Genomic DNA, 16,454 nt, shown 5'->3' on the forward strand with positions numbered 1-16,454 from the left:
TCGTTGCTCTGTTTCTTTTTTTGTGTTTAGAAGAATAATTGCTAGATTGTATTGTTTCTAATTTCACATGTTTCTTATTTAACCCTCGCTTTCAAAAAAACGTTGATGCAGTGATCCTTTAGGCATAAGGATCGATGGAACGTTTTCAGACTTTCACAATAAGACAGAGCAAAATGAGAGGAGATTGTTTTTTTAATCACAATTCACTCATGAAAATCGCTTCATTTTCTTCAAAATACCACAGCATATTGGTTGTGTTTCGTTAATAAAAATGTTACTTTAGATATGTAAGCAACAGAACAATGATACAGATTTGAAGTCTGTATCACTTTCTAAAGACTTAAAGAGAGGATTGTGTTACAACATGGCAAAGAAAAAGAATGCAATTGATTTTGAAGCCCTGCTGGAAAAAACAAACGCAGATTTCCCAGTATACCAGGCACTTGATCAAGAGGGGAAAGTCGTAAATAAAGATTTGGTTCCCGATTTAACCGACGAAGAATTAGTAGAATTAATGACTAGAATGGTTTGGTCTCGTGTATTGGATCAACGTTCAACCGCGTTGAACCGTCAAGGACGCCTTGGCTTCTACGCACCAACTGCAGGACAAGAAGCAAGTCAGCTGGCTAGCCATTTCGCTTTTGAAAAAGAAGATGTTTTACTTCCAGGTTATCGTGACGTGCCTCAGCTTGTTCAACACGGACTTCCATTGTCTGAAGCATTTTTATGGTCTCGCGGTCATGTTGCCGGCAACCTTTATGCAGATGACTTGAATGCACTACCGCCGCAAATTATCATTGGCGCACAATACGTACAAGCAGCTGGCGTAGCCTTAGCTATGAAGAAACGTAAGAAAAAGAACGTAGTCTTCACTTATACTGGTGATGGCGGATCTTCTCAAGGTGACTTCTATGAAGCAATCAACTTCGCAGGCGCATATCATGCAAATGCTGTTTTCTATATTCAAAATAATGGTTTTGCGATTTCAACTCCTCGTGAGAAACAAACCGCAGCCGCAACACTAGCACAAAAAGCAGTAGCAGCTGGAATCCCAGGCCTTCAAGTAGACGGCATGGACCCTCTAGCAATGTACACTGTTTCAAAAATGGCTCGTGAATGGGCAGCCAACGGAAACGGCCCAGTGTTAATTGAAGCCTTAACCTATCGTTATGGTCCACATACACTATCAGGGGACGATCCAACTCGCTACCGTACAAAAGATATGGATAACGAGTGGCAACAAAAAGATCCATTGGTTCGCTTCCGCAAATACTTAACGGAAAAAGGACTATGGTCTGAAGCAAAAGAAGAAGAAATTATCGAAAAAACCAAAGAAGAAATCAAGCAAGCAATTGCCGATGCTGACCGGGCACCAAAACAAAAAGTATCTGATTTCTTGAAGAACATGTATGAAGTACAACCACAAAACATCAAAGAACAAATTGAATTTTACGAAGCGAAGGAGTCGAAATAAACATGGCACAAAAAACAATGATCCAAGCAATTACAGATGCCTTAGCTCTGATGCTTGAAAAAGATGAAGATGTCCTAGTTTTTGGTGAAGACGTTGGTAAAAACGGCGGGGTATTCCGGGCAACAGAAGGATTACAAGAAAAATTCGGCGAAGATAAAGTCTTTGATACACCTCTTGCTGAATCAGGTATAGGCGGTTTAGCTTTTGGTTTAGCACTTGAAGGCTTCCGTCCAGTCCCAGAAATCCAATTCTTTGGCTTCGTGTTTGAAACCATGGATGAAATTGTCGGCCAAATGGCACGTACTCGTTACCGTATGGGCAACACCCGTAACTTGCCAGTGACTATCCGTTCACCATTTGGTGGTGGCGTGCATACACCTGAGCTTCACTCAGATAACTTAGAAGGCTTGATGGCTCAATCACCTGGTTTACGTGTGGTTATCCCATCAAACCCATATGATGCAAAAGGTTTATTGATTGCTTCAATCCGCAACAATGACCCAGTTGTTTTCTTAGAACACATGAAGCTTTACCGTTCTTTCCGTGAGGAAGTTCCAGAAGGCATCTACGAAGTACCATTAGATAAAGCCGCTGTAACAAGAGAAGGAACTGACGTATCCATCATCACTTACGGTGCGATGGTTCGTGAAGCAATTAAAGCTGCTGACAACTTAGCAAAAGAAAATATCAACGCTGAAATCATTGACTTGCGTACAGTTGCTCCACTAGATGTAGAAACAATCATCAAATCAGTAGAAAAAACAGGTCGCGTAGTCGTGGTACAAGAAGCGCAAAAACAAGCAGGCGTCTCAGCACAAGTAATCTCTGAAATTTCCGAACGGGCTATTCTTTCATTAGAAGCACCAATTGGACGTGTTTCTGCTCCAGATACGATTTTCCCATTTGGACAAGCAGAAGGCATCTGGCTTCCTAATGCAGCAGATATCGAAGCAAAAGTGAAAGAAATCGTAGAGTTTTAAGAAAAGGAGCGAATACAAACATGGCTTTCAAATTTAAGCTGCCAGACATTGGCGAAGGTATCGCAGAAGGCGAAATTGTTAAGTGGTTCGTAAAACCAGGCGACAAAATCGAAGAAGACGATACATTATTAGAAGTTCAAAATGATAAATCTGTGGAAGAAATTCCCTCTCCTGTAACAGGAACAGTTAAAAATATTCTAGTTGAAGAAGGTACTGTGGCAAACGTTGGCGACGTTTTGGTCGAAATCGATGCACCAGGACATGAAGATGACGAAGAAGAAGCGTCTCCTGCACCAGCAGAAGCGCAAACACCGGCTCATCCTGCAGCTGAACCAACCGAAGCTGCCAGCAACGACGGCGGTGGTGTTTTCCAATTCAAATTACCAGATATCGGTGAAGGAATTGCGGAAGGCGAAATCGTTAAATGGTTTGTTAAAGACGGCGACAAGATCGAAGAAGACGATACCTTGTTAGAAGTCCAAAACGACAAATCAGTGGAAGAAATCCCTTCTCCAGTTACCGGAACAGTCAAGAAGATTGTCGTATCTGAAGGAACAGTAGCAAACGTTGGCGACGTTCTAGTGGAAATCGATGCACCGGGACACAATAGCGATACAGCAACAAGCGCACCGGCTGAAGCAAGCAAACCAACCGAAGCAGTGGAAACATCTGCTGAAACAGGGACGGTGGTAGCTGCTGCTGATCCAAATAAACGTGTGTTGGCAATGCCATCAGTTCGTCAATACGCTCGTGAAAAAGACGTAGACATTAGTCAAGTGAACCCTACTGGCAAAGGTGGACGAGTAACAAAAGAAGATATTGATACCTTTGTATCTGGCGGTGGACAAGCAGCAGCTAAACCAGCTGAAAGCACGGAAGCAGCACAAGAAACAACTGCTCAAGCTTCTACAGCAACTGAGTCTGCAAAACCAGCAGCACCAGCGAAACCTTACACTTCAGATATGGGTGAAATGGAAACGCGTGAAAAACTTACACCAATGCGTAAAGCAATCTCTAAAGCAATGGTTAACAGTAAACACACAGCGCCACACGTAACCTTGCATGATGAAGTAGAAGTTTCAAAACTTTGGGATCACCGCAAGAAATTCAAACAAGTGGCTGCCGACAATGGCACAAAACTTACTTTCTTGCCATATGTTGTTAAAGCATTAACAGCTACAGCGAAGAAATTCCCAGTCTTGAATGCATCAATTGATGACGCAGCTCAAGAAATTGTGTACAAAAACTACTACAATATCGGTATCGCAACAGATACGGATGCTGGATTATATGTACCAAATATTAAAAATGCTAACATGAAGGGCATGTTTGAAATCGCTGATGAAATCAACGAAAAAGCAGCCTTGGCTCATGACGGCAAACTTTCTGCTGACGATATGCGTAACGGAACAATTACAATTTCAAATATCGGTTCAGTTGGCGGAGGTTTCTTTACTCCAGTGATCAACTATCCAGAAGTAGCGATCCTAGGCGTAGGTACAATTGCGCAACAACCAATTGTAAATGCTGAAGGCGAACTAGCTGTTGGACGAGTAATGAAACTATCCCTAAGCTTTGACCACCGCATTGTCGATGGGGCAACTGCACAACAAGCCATGAACAACATCAAACGTCTATTGGCTGAACCAGAATTATTACTAATGGAAGGATGATAGAAACATGGTAGTTGGAGATTTTGCTATAGAATTAGATACAGTCGTTATCGGTTCCGGACCTGGCGGGTATGTTGCCGCCATCCGGGCTGCTGAATTAGGCCAAACCGTGGCCATCATCGAACGGGAATTTATTGGAGGCGTATGTCTGAATGTCGGATGTATCCCTTCCAAAGCCCTAATCTCAGCTGGACACCATTACCAAGAAGCGTTAGATTCTTCTACTTTTGGTGTGACCGCTGAAAACGTAAAACTAGACTTTGAAAAAACACAAGAATGGAAACAAAACGGAGTCGTTAACAAATTGACTTCTGGTGTGAAATTCTTGTTGAAAAAACACAAAGTTGAAATTATCGAAGGAGAAGCCTTCTTCGTAGATGAGCAGACGTTGCGAGTGATCCATCCGGATTCAGCTCAAACCTACTCATTTAACAATGCCATTGTAGCAACCGGTTCTCGCCCAATCGAAATCCCAGGATTCAAATTTGGCGGACGGGTGCTAGATTCAACTGGCGGCTTGTCATTAAAAGAAGTACCGAAGAAATTCGTCATCATCGGTGGCGGCGTAATCGGTGCCGAACTAGGTGCTGCTTATGCTAACCTGGGTTCAGAAGTAACGATTATTGAAGGAACACCACAAATTTTACCTACCTATGAAAAAGACATGGTGAAAATTGTTGAAGACGACTTCAAGCAAAAAGGTGTTAAGATCATCACTTCAGCGATGGCCCGCGAAGCTGTGGACAACGGCGACAGCGTAAGCGTACGTTATGAAGTAGACGGCAAAGAAGAAACCATTGAAGCAGACTACGTAATGGTAACTGTTGGCCGCCGACCAAACACTAACGACATGGGACTAGAACAAGCAGGCGTGGAAATGAACGAACGCGGCTTGATCCAAGTCGACAACCAAGGTCGTACCAATATTCCAAATATCTATGCAATTGGTGATGTTGTACCAGGGGCTGCTTTAGCTCATAAAGCCAGCTACGAAGCAAAAATCGCTGCCGAAGCCATTTCTGGCAAAAAAGTAGCCGTGGATTACAAAGCAATGCCAGCCGTTGCCTTTACTGATCCAGAATTAGCTTCAGTTGGTATGACGATTAAAGAAGCCAAAGAAGCTGGACTTGAAGCGAAAGCTTTCAAATTCCCATTCTCTGGTAACGGACGTGCGTTGTCACTTGCTAAAACGGAAGGGTTTATGCGCCTAGTTACTACTGTTGAAGACAACGTGATCATTGGTGCGCAAATCGCTGGTGTCGGTGCTAGTGATATGGTTTCAGAACTAGCCTTAGCGATCGAATCAGGCATGAACGCTGAAGATATCGCCTTGACCATTCACCCACACCCATCATTAGGGGAAATCGTGATGGACGCTTCCGAGTTAGCGCTGGGAATGCCAATTCATATTTAATAGAAGATTTAGTGAAGCAGGAGATGCCGGTTGGTGTCTTCTGTTTTTTTATTCTAATTGTGGGAATATCAAAACCGCTTCCTCTACAAAATTCTCAACGACTTTTGATTGCTGGTTGGCCTGCCAAGCAAGAAATAGCTTGTACCGATTCTTAATTACTCCTTTTAAAGGAACATAGCAGAGATCGTCACGAATGTTCCTAGCCGATTCAGGGATCAGGGCAATTCCCATTCCGCTGGCGACAAAAGCCAAGATCGGTTGCATTTTATCAGCGGTCAGAACAATATTTGGACTAAAGCCGTTATCCATGCAGGTTTGAATAAACTGATCAAAATAGAAGGCACCAGATTCTCGACGAATTGCAATAAACCGTTCCTCAGCTAAATCTTCAACCGCTGCTTGTTTTTCATTTGCCAAAGGATGCCAGGAAGGCAATGCTAAGAGCCACTCTTCCTCACGAATTAGCTGGTAGTTAACACCAAGAAGTGGGACCTTTTTTCCTACAATTCCAATTTGAAGCTTTTGCTGTTTTAAGGCCTCTATCTGAGTGATTGTGTTCATTTGATGAGGGACAAGTTCAACTTTGGGATACTTCTGGTTAAAGGAGCGCATTAATTGGGGTGCGATATCCCAAAGTGCAGCTTCGACAAAACCGATAGTTAGTCTACCAGAGTAACCGTTTGCAGCTAGAGTAATGGAATCTTCCGCGTGTTGAACCCCATTTAAAATACTTTTTGCATGCTTTAAAAATACGAATCCCGTCTCGGTCAAGGCTACTTTATGGGTATTTCTTGTAAAGAGTGGACTTCCCAATTCCTCTTCCAGCTTCTGAATTTGCTGACTCAGTGCAGATTGAGCAATACAAATACGTTTTGCAGCTCGTCCAAAATGTAATTCTTCTGCCAAGACAACAAAATATCGAATCTGTCGCAACTCCATGATGACTCCTCCTTGTAATCTATTTTGCAGATAACTATAAACGTTTTTTTCTATTTTACCTATCGTTAAATCCAGTTTACAATGAAGTAAAGGGACAAACAATGCCAATCTTTCTTGTAAACGTTGCTAGCTGTGCAAGATAGGAGTGAGGAAAATGCACTTTAAAAACAAAGTAGCCATTATTACTGGAAGCGGACGCGGCCTTGGAGCAGCTTATGCAGAGGGACTTGCCAAAAGAGGTGTTAAAGTACTTATCCAGGACGTTGGTGTTAGCCTAGATGGGACCGGGAATGATCCGACAGTTGCTGAAAAACAAGCGGAAAAAATAATCAAAAAAGGTGGACAGGCTGTTGCATCTACCACTAGCATTGATGATCGCGAAGGCTGTCATGCATTAATCCAAGAAGCAATCGAGGTATTTGGTCGCGCGGATATTCTTATCCACAATGCAGGGTGGGTTGGGTATCAGACAATTATGGAATTGACGCCAGAATTTCTGCATCGTGCCATGGCTATTCAAATGGAAGCACCCATCTGGTTGGCGCAAGCTGTTTGGCCTCACATGGTTAAGCAGAACTATGGACGGATAGTTTTTACAACCTCTTGTCGAGCAATCTATACAGAATATGCTTCCGCCGGATTGACCGCTTATGCAGCAACAAAAATGAGTCAAATCGGTCTAATGAATGTACTAGCTACTGAAAGTAATGGAACTGGAATTGAAGTCAATGCGGTGTCACCAGTCGCGCGCACTAGAATGTGGGGTGTCAACCGGGAGCCGTTGGATCTCAAGCCGGAAAGCATCGTACCAGGAGTAGTTTATCTTGCTTCATCAGACTGTCAAGAATCTGCATGGATACTGCGAACAAGCAATGGACAATTTCACGGAATTCGTTGGCAAGAAGCAGACGGTGTAGACTATCCGCTGGATATTCGAGGTCAGATGTGCAGGACAGCAGAAGAAGTATTTGAGAAATGGGAGAAGATTGCAGTGTCTGTTGGGGAGTTTCGGTGAAGAAGCTGAGAATAAACGAATAGTTGAGCTGATAGTTTGAGTGAAGCAGGAGATGCCAGGGGGTGTCTTCTGCTTTTTTGTGAGGTGGAGTTTGTGGTGATATAGTATAATTAATTTAGTTAGGATTTTAAGATATTTCATATTATTAAATATCAGAATATTCTAGGAGGAACCAAATTGAAATTAAATGAGTTTATCCAACTTGGAGAAGAAAATGCAATTAAGTATGATTTTTTCAATGAGTCAACGATTCCTGACAGTTCTCGATTGATAAAAGAAATTTATGTTGCACTATTTCCGTGGTATAAAGAAGAACCAAGCTACTATTCTGGTGATGTAATAAATACATATAAAAGGGCAATTTTTCGTGAAGAAGGTGCACATTATATAAACTTACCTGAAATAGACCAATTACGCTATTTAGAAATTATAAAAAATCATACTAAGTCTTTAAGTAATCATGTGTTTGGTTTAGAAACCTTCAAGATATTATCAGATGGGATGAACAAAGAGATATTTACATCTGAAATCTGTAATAATCACCAATTAGGAAATTTCTGGTGTTTGCCGCTAGAGAAATATCAAGGCAGTACATTGAACACGATGAAAAATTCGAAATGCACTGACTACATGGATCTCGCCATTAAACAGTTTAAAGACTATTTGAATGAAAAAACTATGAACGACTTTGGATTGATACTATCCCAGGCCAGTTATTATACCGATCATTTTGACGATTTTGATTCCTTTATTGAAAAGAATTATTTATCAGACTATATAAAACAGGAAGAAATAGTGAATTTGAGTGAGCTAACTTTTGAAGAATATGTGGTTATTGTAAATAGATTGGTAGAATTAAGAGGAAGGACCATGTTTCGGAAACTGATGAGTGAACTAAAATAAATTATTCTGGATTTTAAAAATAAAACGTTCGTGAGAAGGGTGGAGGAGTAATGGAAATGTTAGGGAAAAAGATTTTAGTTTTGGGAATCGCTTTGCTTGGATTAGGATTAGTCGGGTGTAAAAATCAAGAATCAAAAACTGAAGAAACGAATGCAACACAGCAGTCTGCTAAAGGGAATTACGACGAATATATCAAGACGGCGAAAAAATACATTGAAGAAGAAAAATACGATCGAGCAATAGTCTCTTTAGAAATGGCAAAAGAGGAAAAAGATACAAAAGAAGTAAATGAGTACATTGAAGCCCTTGATGTGTTGCTTGCGATTACGACCTTGATGGATCAAGAAGATTACCAAGGTGTAATTAACAATGTACATGAATCTAAAGTGTTAGATAAAGATTCCAGTCTTGTTGGAAAACAAGTAAAAAGCAATATACGACGAAGCTATCGAAAAAGAAAAGAACAGCACCTATTCAGCTGAAACTTGGCAGGGAATTTTTTTAGAACTGAAAGGTGACGTTGATGCTGAACAAGAAGCCCAGGCTCGCAATTATATCAACAGTGAAATTGATTTGGCTCGGTGCAATGAAGAACAAAAAGCGGCAGTTACAGAATGGACACAGCAATTAGATCATCTAGACATGGTGAATGAAAAAGTAGCACTTGGAGAATATGAAAGAGCGAAAGGAATTATGGGTACCGGACATTACAATGACACCTATCGGTACAATAGTGATAACAGTATTATCTTTGACCGTTTAGCAATAATTATGGATATATGTAATGAAGGAGTAAAAGATTCGGTGTCAATTGCGAATTTTGAAGATGCTGTGAGTTATTTATTAGATAATAAATCTTCGTGGACATATGGTCCTGATAAGAATGAAAACACAACTGCTATTCATGAGATTAATCGGCAAAATCAGGAATTAAGATCCGACGCTACAGGCGAATTTTATAGTATTCCGATTATGACTGACGATGGTGAAAATGATGGCAGTATTACACAGGGGGGGAAACAGTTCAGGGTTTATACAAACGGGAAAATCGATCAGCGAGCGGGCATGCATGAATTTTTTGAGATAGTACCTGCTAAATAAAATTAGTTTCCAGTAATGTTGAAAGGACTGATTCAATGTCTAAGCAAAGAAATATTGTTGCTTACCCAGCTATTTTTGAACCAAGCGATGTGACAAAAGATCGTTTCACTATTACGTTTCCCGACGTTCCTGATGCAATTTCTCAAGGAGATGGTTTTACTCAGAGTCTAGCTATGGCGGCTGAGGTGCTTGAATTATCTTTATACGATGTGGATGAACTGCCAGAAGTCAGTCCTTTAGTAGATATCGAGAAACCATCTGATTCCAGCATAATCCTTTGTATTTCGATTGATTTAGAGCGTGCAGCAGAAGACGTGTTAGTTCCATGATTTCCTTACCCTAATCATATTTATTGACAGTCCAATAACCTGAACGTTTATAATTAAAAGAGATAAACGAAAAAAGTAAGGTGATTAGGGAAAAGGAGTTCTATTGTTATGGCAGTTTTGGAAGAAAATTTGATGAATTTGTTGGTGGTTATCGGTTTTGTGGTAATCCATTTGGGTTCTAGATACTTTTTGTTGGATAAAATAAACGCAGAATTTATGATGTCTTTTGCGGCAGGAGTAGGTGTGTCTTATGCCATCATTCATTTGCTGCCGCAGCTGGCTTATTCGCAATCGGTATTGGTTGATGAATTCGGTTGGGATTCGGGAGTTCATTACACACATACGATCTATGCGATTGTTTTGTTGGGATTAGTTATTTCATATGTAATGTACAAATTGGAAGAACACAACTTTTCTATCGTGGAGAAGCGTGATCTCACTAGTGCTGAAATTGCCTACTTTTGGTCAGATATTTCCTTTTATGCAGTCTACAACGTGATGATTGGTTACTTGGTAATTGCAAATACCTTTTCAGGTCGCTTTCATATGCTGACTTATTTTGTAGCTTTTGGCCTGCACTTTTTGATGAACGATTGGTCGTTAAGTCATCATCATGGAGAAATGTATTACAAACGTGGCCGCTACGTACTTTCATTAAGTATTGTCGTCGGTGCCGCGTTGTCACTTTTAATCCAACTGCCTTATTATGTTATTCTGTCGATTGAGGCGTTTATCACCGGGGCGATGCTGATGAACATTATTAAGTTCGAGCTGCCGGATGGAAATCAGGGGAGTATTAAGTCCTTTTTGATTGGGACAATTTGTTCCAGCGTCTTATTTATTTTTGTGTAAGTTTATAAATTGTATTGAGATAGGGATCAGGGCAGGTAAGCTGATCCCTTTTTTTGGTTTGGACTTTGAAAAGTTTGAAATAATCATCAGTCTAGTTGTTCCTTTCAAACACTGCTTTTACTTTAACTAGCAGTTCATTAAGAAGAGATTCATTTGCTTTTTCTAAAAATTTGCACTCTCTAGCCTCGTAGTCAATTGTTAATAGTTGATCCAGCATTACTTTTCCTTTTGTTTTCATTTCATGCTCTGGTTTGATTTCAATATAAAGAGGATAGTTCCTGAGCGTAGTCGAGATGGGGGCAACGATCACAATTTTTGAGTATTCGGCAATAACTTTGTGACTTAAAACAATATAAAGTCTACTGCCGGTTTGTTCATGTCCGGCATGTGGAGCTGTATTTAATAACAGAATATCACCTTGCATGGGAGTTCTTACCATTTTTCGTTACCTACTGATTCGCCTAAGTCTTGCAATTCGGTGCGAATCCCCTCCGCATTATAGTCTGCAAATAGCTCATTGATGGAAATTTCTTCAGGGGTATTTTCCTTTAAAGCTTCAATGATAAGTCTTTTTTTACCGTCCGTTTCCTCGGTTACTACTGACAAGGTATCATTCGTTTTGATATCCAAAAACATCATCAAACTTTTTGATAAACGAACACCATTGCTGTTCCCCCATTTTTTAACGTTTAACCGTTCTTCCATGCTAATTTCTCCTCTCGTGTTTATACTATGTATAAACTTATTGTATCGTTTTTGTATAATTATGTATATACATTTGCCAGGATTCGATGATGAATTAATTCCTGCAAATGAATCACAGGTAGTCATCCTCATCTCTATATGCCATCCTTGTATAAGTTTACTTTACTTTAGTATAGAAATACTTTATAGTGAAGGTGTGAGGTGAGGACGAGTGAAGAAACAGTTGAATGACTCTATTACAAATAAAGTCTATGAGTATAGAGTGCTTGCGAGACTTTCTCAGCGGGAACTTGCTGAGCAGGTCGGGGTTTCAAAGCAAACGATTTTTGTGATGGAAAAGGGAAATTATGTACCTTCATTGATTTTAGCGTATCGCATCGCCAAATTTTTCAACGTTGATATTGATGAAATATTTCAGTATGTAGAGGATGGAGGAACAAATAATGAAGAATCTTGATCAATTGATTAACAGCAGTCCTGGATTATCAAATACTCTGCTTGTTTTTATGTGTTTGGCTGCTGCAGTAATAGTTCTCAGCGTTTTTCTGATTTTCTTTAAAATGGGTGACGACGAACGATCCGATTTATTGGCTTACAAGACCGCCGCGATAGTTCTCTTGATCAATTGTGGGTTAAACAGCGGATTGTTGTTTTATACGGTTAATAATTGGAAACTATTCTTATGTGCCAATTTTGTGATTGCTGCGTTAATTGGATTGTTCTTCGCAAGTGCTAAATATTTAAAGTTTGTGAGGTAGCAAATGGCTGAATATGAGAAAGACTTCGTCATGAGACAAGCAAAGGATCTAGCTAAAGGACTGAGCCAATTTCTGGAACAAGATGCTATAGATCAAATACTTGATGTCGATCAAGAAAGTACTCAAAAACAGCAACTAGACAAATTTATTGAAAATGAACTTGAACAGGCTAAGAAAGATGAAGTGAAAAATCATGATGAAGTTGAAGATTAACTACCCCAAATAATCGACACAGCTCAAATTCCATTTACATTCCAAATACAATGATATATTCTTAATACAAAGTATTATAATAAGGAGCTTTCATGAAAAAAATCATTGTATGGAATATCAGGCAGATAATACAAACGCTTTTCATCCTGGCTTTTTTGGTATATTGGTGTACTTACGCTTACGAATATGGTTACGCAGAACGCATAAGTTTTTGGTTGTTCTTCCCGCTATCAATCGTATTTTTTTGTTGGGTTTTAATTGGACAGATTACAATAATCAAAGTTGAAAGAAATCGACTTGAAGTGCTGACATTTTTCGGTTTACGAAAGAAAGACTTCGATATGCGTCACATCACAGTAAGATTTGGCAAAAGAGTGAAGCCGCACTACAAAGCAGTCACGATGTATCCCATCGATATTATCGACAACCATACATCTAAAAGCACGAGGATCAACTGTGATTGGGGGAGGTCTGAATCTTTTAAGGAATTTTGGGAAGAGCTGTAAACAGAAGGACTAATCTGTTTTTCGGATAATTTCCCTAGTGTGTTAAAGTATTTATATCCATCTTGGAAATAATGATAAGAAGTGATCATGTGAATATTAAATTCAGAGCTCCGATTGAAAAAGATATAGATGACATTATGGCGATTGAAAATGCTGGCTTTTCTCCAGAGGAAGCTGGCACAAGAGAAGCTATGCTTGAACGGATTCGGATGATAGGGGATAGCTTCATCGTAGCGGTAAAAGAGGAGGATGATTTGTTGGGCTACGCCGTTGGTCCAGTCATACCAGAAAGATATCTGTACGATGAATTGTTTGAAAAGACCATTCCAAATCCTAAGACTGGTGGGTATCAGTCTGTTCTTAGTCTTGCGGTTGCTCCCAATTACCGGAAATTTAGGATTGGCAGCATGCTGCTGGAGGAGTTGGCAAAAGTCTCTAAAGAACAGGATAGAACAGGAATAACTTTGACTTGTTTAGAAAACTTGATTCCTTTTTATGAAAAAAACGGGTATAAAACAGAAGGTATATCAGATTCTCAGCATGCAGGGGAAATTTGGTACAATATGGTGTTAGATTTATAGAGCTGGCTGATTAGTCAGTTTTTTTGTGTTGTTGACTTTAGACAGGTAGACTAGATGTATAAAATAGCTCGTCTTAACATTGCTTTTCTTGTATAATAAACGTAATTAACATGAAAGAGGACGAATCAATGAATAAAAAAGATAAATTGGAAATAGATCGCAAGCGCAAGCTACGTTATGTCGATGTGTACGAAAAACTGTATGAATTGATCAAGGACGGAACCTACCCTGTTAACTCACAATTACCTCCGGAAAATGATCTTTCTGAAAAAATGGGTGTTTCCCGAATGACTTTAAGGCAGGCACTGCAATTTCTGCAAGACGACGGTGTACTGAAAATCATCAAAGGAAAAGGTAATTTTGTTATCAGCAATTCTTCTAAATGGACTTCTGGATTGGAAACGATTACTAATCCTGTTCATAATTGTTTGGATGTAGAAATAGATGAAGTAGAACTGGATTTTCATATTGAACCTTCTACCGATTATACTGACAAGATACTACAAAAGAAGGTAGCAGTGGTTATATTTATTGATCGCTGGTATAAATCTAGAGGGAAAGCCGTTGCCTATACTTTTTCAACTATGCCAGTGGAGGTTTTGACTGAAGAAAGTATTGATCTCAAAAAACCAGAAATGTTCCAATCATTCATTGAAGAGACAATCTATCAAAATTCGCGACATTCTAAGATTCATGTTCAATATTCTGAGGTAGGAAATATTTCTGCTGTACGCTATAAGATATCGGAGAAAGACCAGTTTTATTTAATTCAAGAGGAGCTATATCTCAATGAAGATACTCCTGCCTTGCATAATAAACATTATTTGCCGATTGATATCAGTCATATTGAAGTCAATGGAAAATCATAAAAATAGAAAAATCGGGATCAGACCTCTGATTCCGATTTTTTATTTTGGTAAAAAGGCTGTTATCATCAACAAAATAACCCTGCTAGCTGCTTAAGATTTCGTGCTTTTTCTACTGTCAATAATGACTTATTGTAAGACAATCTAAAAAAGATTGTCTTTTTTCTGTTGACAATGCTAAGAAAACGTTTTATTATACATGTATAGAAAAGATATACATGTATATATTTCTTAGAAGGAGGATGAGTATAGGAAAGATTTGTGTATTAGGAAGTCTGAACATTGATTTAGTGATTACAACGGAAAAACTTCCTAATATTGGGGAAACGATCCACGGAATTGATGCCGACTATTTATTGGGCGGAAAAGGGGCAAACCAAGCTGTAGCTGCTTCTAGAATGGGCGACGCAACTACTTTAATTGGTTGTATTGGAAGCGATACCTTTGGGAAAAAATTACTGAATACCTGCAAAAGGAAAAAATGCTGGAGATTGATACTATTGAGAAAATGAACACGTTTACGGGGATTGCTACAGTTTTTAATTTACCTAAGGATAATGCCATCGTTGTCATACCTGGAGCGAACAGTCTTTGCAGTCAGGAAATCGTCGAAAAAAATCGTGAGAAAATTGAAAATAGTTCAGTCTTACTTTGCCAGTTGGAAATTCCTTTAGAAACTGTTTACTATGCATTTGATATGGCAAAAAAGAAACAGGTGACTACGATTTTAAATCCAGCACCTTTTGCAGCCTTGCCTGAAGAGCTGTTGGAAAAAGTGGATTACATTACACCAAACGACTCGGAATTTGAAGGACTTTTTGGAAAGAAATTATCTGATGAAGCAAGTTTAGAGCAGGCGATGTTAGTTTGGGAAGAAAAGCACCGTACAAAATTGATTGTTACAAGAGGAAGTAAAGGCTGCTCGTACATTATGGATAATCAGGTAATTACGTTGCCGACTATCGATGTAGAAGTTACGGATACGACTGGAGCGGGAGATACGTTTAATGGGATTTTGGCTTATGGTTTGTCCAATCAGCTGCCGATCGAAGAAGCAATTCGAATGGCAAGTATTGGTGCCTCGTTGTCGATCAGAAAACTGGGTGCACAGACAGGTATGCCGACATTAACTGAAATAAAAAATATAAACATAAAATAGCGAGGGAGCGATTAAAATGAAAAAAATGATTCTAGATATTGATACAGGTGTTGACGATGCAATGGCATTGGCCTATGCGGCTGGAACAAAAGAAGCGGAATTAATCGGTGTGGTTGGAACTTATGGAAATGTTTATACAGAGCAAGGTGTGGAAAATGTTTTAAACATCCTGGAAATGCTTGGAAAAACTTCAGTGCCAGTTTATTTAGGTGCCAAGCATGGAATGGAGAAGGATAGCTTTGATCGTTTGGAAGTTAGCGCGAAGATTCATGGTCAAAACGGTGTTGGCGAAGTAGACCTGACACCTGCAAAACGAGTAAAAGAAACGCAACATGGTGTGGATTATATCATTGAAGCGGTCAAACAATATGGCAAAGACTTGGTGATTGTAGCAACTGGTCCGATGACTAATTTAGGAATGGCCCTTAAAAAATATCCTGAGATGGCAAAAGAAGTTGGGCAGATTGTTATTATGGGTGGAGCGTTGACGGTACCAGGAAACGTAAGTCCATTCACGGAAGCCAATATTTCTCAAGATCCAGAAGCAGCAAAACTGCTTTTTGAAAGCGGTACACCAGTAATCATGGTTGGTTTGGATGTGACTATGCGGTCTGTGCTGCGATTATCTGATACCGATCGCTGGCGTAAAAAAGGTACTATTGCGGGAGAAAAATACGCAGATATTGTGGATTATTATATTAATATTCATGATGAAATTGCACCTTATCTCCACGGATGTCCGTTACATGATCCTTCAGCAGTTGCTGCTGCGATTCACCCAGAATTTTTCACTATGCTGCCGTTGTTTATGACGGTTGAAACAGAAGGGCCTTCGGTTGGACGTACGATTGGAATTGCTGACAAAATTCGTGAGGAAAATCCTAACGTGAAGGTTTGTATCAACGTTGATACAAATAAAGTAGTCAATGATATGTGCCAAACGCTAGAAGCGTTATTCACGGATTCTAAATAGGGGGAAGTTTGTT

The 16,454-nt window shown here is 39.6% G+C and carries 22 protein-coding genes; 19 read left to right on the plus strand and 3 right to left on the minus strand.

Features of this window, described 5'->3' with window-relative positions; all coding sequences use genetic code 11:
• Positions 1-364 precede the first annotated feature (364 nt).
• The 4 genes from pdhA to lpdA are packed head-to-tail and all read left to right on the plus strand — an operon-like array spanning position 365 to position 5,541.
• The gene (gene pdhA / locus JZO70_RS05155) at positions 365-1,474 is read left to right on the plus strand and encodes a pyruvate dehydrogenase (acetyl-transferring) E1 component subunit alpha (RefSeq protein WP_207672476.1); all 1,110 of its coding nucleotides are present in this window, start codon (positions 365-367) and stop codon (positions 1,472-1,474) included.
• A gap of 2 nt (positions 1,475-1,476) precedes the next feature.
• Positions 1,477-2,454, plus strand: coding sequence for an alpha-ketoacid dehydrogenase subunit beta (locus JZO70_RS05160; protein WP_207672477.1), 978 nt, complete (start codon positions 1,477-1,479; stop codon positions 2,452-2,454).
• A gap of 20 nt (positions 2,455-2,474) precedes the next feature.
• Complete coding sequence (locus JZO70_RS05165; protein ID WP_207672478.1) at positions 2,475-4,127, plus strand: dihydrolipoyllysine-residue acetyltransferase; 1,653 nt, start codon at positions 2,475-2,477, stop codon at positions 4,125-4,127.
• A 7-nt stretch (positions 4,128-4,134) separates the two neighbouring features.
• On the plus strand, positions 4,135-5,541 hold the full coding sequence (lpdA, locus tag JZO70_RS05170; RefSeq protein WP_207672479.1) for a dihydrolipoyl dehydrogenase: 1,407 nt from the start codon (positions 4,135-4,137) through the stop codon (positions 5,539-5,541).
• Positions 5,542-5,589: 48 nt separating this feature from the next.
• Here the strand turns inward: lpdA and JZO70_RS05175 are convergent, their stop codons facing one another.
• Positions 5,590-6,582 (minus strand): LysR substrate-binding domain-containing protein, encoded by a 993-nt coding sequence (locus JZO70_RS05175; protein WP_242703781.1) that lies wholly within the window; start codon positions 6,580-6,582, stop codon positions 5,590-5,592.
• Between the two features lie 52 nt (positions 6,583-6,634).
• Here JZO70_RS05175 and JZO70_RS05180 point away from each other — a divergent pair, with 52 nt between their 5' ends.
• The 6 genes from JZO70_RS05180 (at position 6,635) to JZO70_RS05205 (ending at position 10,680) form a co-directional block, all read left to right on the plus strand.
• Positions 6,635-7,495, plus strand: a complete 861-nt coding sequence (locus tag JZO70_RS05180) for an SDR family NAD(P)-dependent oxidoreductase (protein ID WP_207672480.1) — start codon at positions 6,635-6,637, stop codon at positions 7,493-7,495.
• 177 nt (positions 7,496-7,672) lie between these two features.
• A complete protein-coding gene (locus JZO70_RS05185; protein WP_207672481.1) occupies positions 7,673-8,398 on the plus strand; it encodes a DUF6994 family protein in 726 nt (241 codons plus the stop codon).
• A gap of 56 nt (positions 8,399-8,454) precedes the next feature.
• Positions 8,455-8,880, plus strand: coding sequence for a hypothetical protein (locus JZO70_RS05190; protein WP_207672482.1), 426 nt, complete (start codon positions 8,455-8,457; stop codon positions 8,878-8,880).
• 91 nt (positions 8,881-8,971) lie between these two features.
• Positions 8,972-9,499, plus strand: a complete 528-nt coding sequence (locus JZO70_RS05195) for a hypothetical protein (protein WP_207672483.1) — start codon at positions 8,972-8,974, stop codon at positions 9,497-9,499.
• 35 nt (positions 9,500-9,534) lie between these two features.
• Positions 9,535-9,828, plus strand: a complete 294-nt coding sequence (locus JZO70_RS05200; protein ID WP_207672484.1) for a type II toxin-antitoxin system HicB family antitoxin — start codon at positions 9,535-9,537, stop codon at positions 9,826-9,828.
• A 108-nt stretch (positions 9,829-9,936) separates the two neighbouring features.
• Entirely contained in the window at positions 9,937-10,680 is a 744-nt protein-coding gene (locus JZO70_RS05205) for a hypothetical protein (RefSeq protein ID WP_207672485.1), read from the plus strand.
• A gap of 91 nt (positions 10,681-10,771) precedes the next feature.
• On the opposite strand, the gene JZO70_RS05210 is transcribed toward JZO70_RS05205, so the two are convergent.
• Positions 10,772-11,119 carry a type II toxin-antitoxin system PemK/MazF family toxin gene (locus tag JZO70_RS05210; protein ID WP_207672486.1) on the minus strand — a complete coding sequence of 116 codons (348 nt, stop codon included), beginning with the start codon at positions 11,117-11,119 and terminating at the stop codon, positions 10,772-10,774.
• On the minus strand, positions 11,113-11,385 hold the full coding sequence (locus tag JZO70_RS05215) for an AbrB/MazE/SpoVT family DNA-binding domain-containing protein (protein WP_207672487.1): 273 nt from the start codon (positions 11,383-11,385) through the stop codon (positions 11,113-11,115). The genes JZO70_RS05210 and JZO70_RS05215 overlap by 7 nt, the downstream gene beginning before the upstream one ends.
• A gap of 211 nt (positions 11,386-11,596) precedes the next feature.
• Between JZO70_RS05215 and JZO70_RS05220 the strand changes: the two genes are divergently transcribed.
• The 9 genes from JZO70_RS05220 to JZO70_RS05255 all read left to right on the plus strand — a co-directional run bounded on the left by JZO70_RS05220 (position 11,597) and on the right by JZO70_RS05255 (position 16,441).
• The gene (locus JZO70_RS05220; protein WP_207672488.1) at positions 11,597-11,842 is read left to right on the plus strand and encodes a helix-turn-helix domain-containing protein; all 246 of its coding nucleotides are present in this window, start codon (positions 11,597-11,599) and stop codon (positions 11,840-11,842) included.
• On the plus strand, positions 11,829-12,143 hold the full coding sequence (locus tag JZO70_RS05225; RefSeq protein ID WP_207672489.1) for a hypothetical protein: 315 nt from the start codon (positions 11,829-11,831) through the stop codon (positions 12,141-12,143). Before JZO70_RS05220 ends, JZO70_RS05225 begins: the two co-directional genes overlap by 14 nt.
• Positions 12,144-12,146: 3 nt before the next feature.
• Positions 12,147-12,356 (plus strand): hypothetical protein, encoded by a 210-nt coding sequence (locus JZO70_RS05230; protein ID WP_207672490.1) that lies wholly within the window; start codon positions 12,147-12,149, stop codon positions 12,354-12,356.
• Positions 12,357-12,448: 92 nt separating this feature from the next.
• Entirely contained in the window at positions 12,449-12,862 is a 414-nt protein-coding gene (locus JZO70_RS05235; protein ID WP_207672491.1) for a hypothetical protein, read from the plus strand.
• Positions 12,863-12,951: 89 nt separating this feature from the next.
• Positions 12,952-13,443: a GNAT family N-acetyltransferase gene (locus JZO70_RS05240; protein ID WP_207672492.1), complete on the plus strand. Its 492-nt coding sequence runs from the start codon at positions 12,952-12,954 to the stop codon at positions 13,441-13,443.
• A 128-nt stretch (positions 13,444-13,571) separates the two neighbouring features.
• A complete protein-coding gene (locus JZO70_RS05245; protein WP_207672493.1) occupies positions 13,572-14,312 on the plus strand; it encodes a GntR family transcriptional regulator in 741 nt (246 codons plus the stop codon).
• A gap of 239 nt (positions 14,313-14,551) precedes the next feature.
• Positions 14,552-14,821 (plus strand): PfkB family carbohydrate kinase, encoded by a 270-nt coding sequence (locus JZO70_RS22670; protein ID WP_347565093.1) that lies wholly within the window; start codon positions 14,552-14,554, stop codon positions 14,819-14,821.
• Positions 14,791-15,468: a ribokinase gene (locus tag JZO70_RS05250; RefSeq protein WP_347565094.1), complete on the plus strand. Its 678-nt coding sequence runs from the start codon at positions 14,791-14,793 to the stop codon at positions 15,466-15,468. The genes JZO70_RS22670 and JZO70_RS05250 overlap by 31 nt, the downstream gene beginning before the upstream one ends.
• A 16-nt stretch (positions 15,469-15,484) precedes the next feature.
• Positions 15,485-16,441, plus strand: a complete 957-nt coding sequence (locus JZO70_RS05255; RefSeq protein ID WP_207672494.1) for a nucleoside hydrolase — start codon at positions 15,485-15,487, stop codon at positions 16,439-16,441.
• The last annotated feature ends 13 nt before the right edge of the window (positions 16,442-16,454 follow it).

It is taken from the genome of Candidatus Enterococcus moelleringii, assembly GCF_017377575.1.
Classification (GTDB): Bacteria; Bacillota; Bacilli; order Lactobacillales; family Enterococcaceae; genus Enterococcus_A; species Enterococcus_A moelleringii.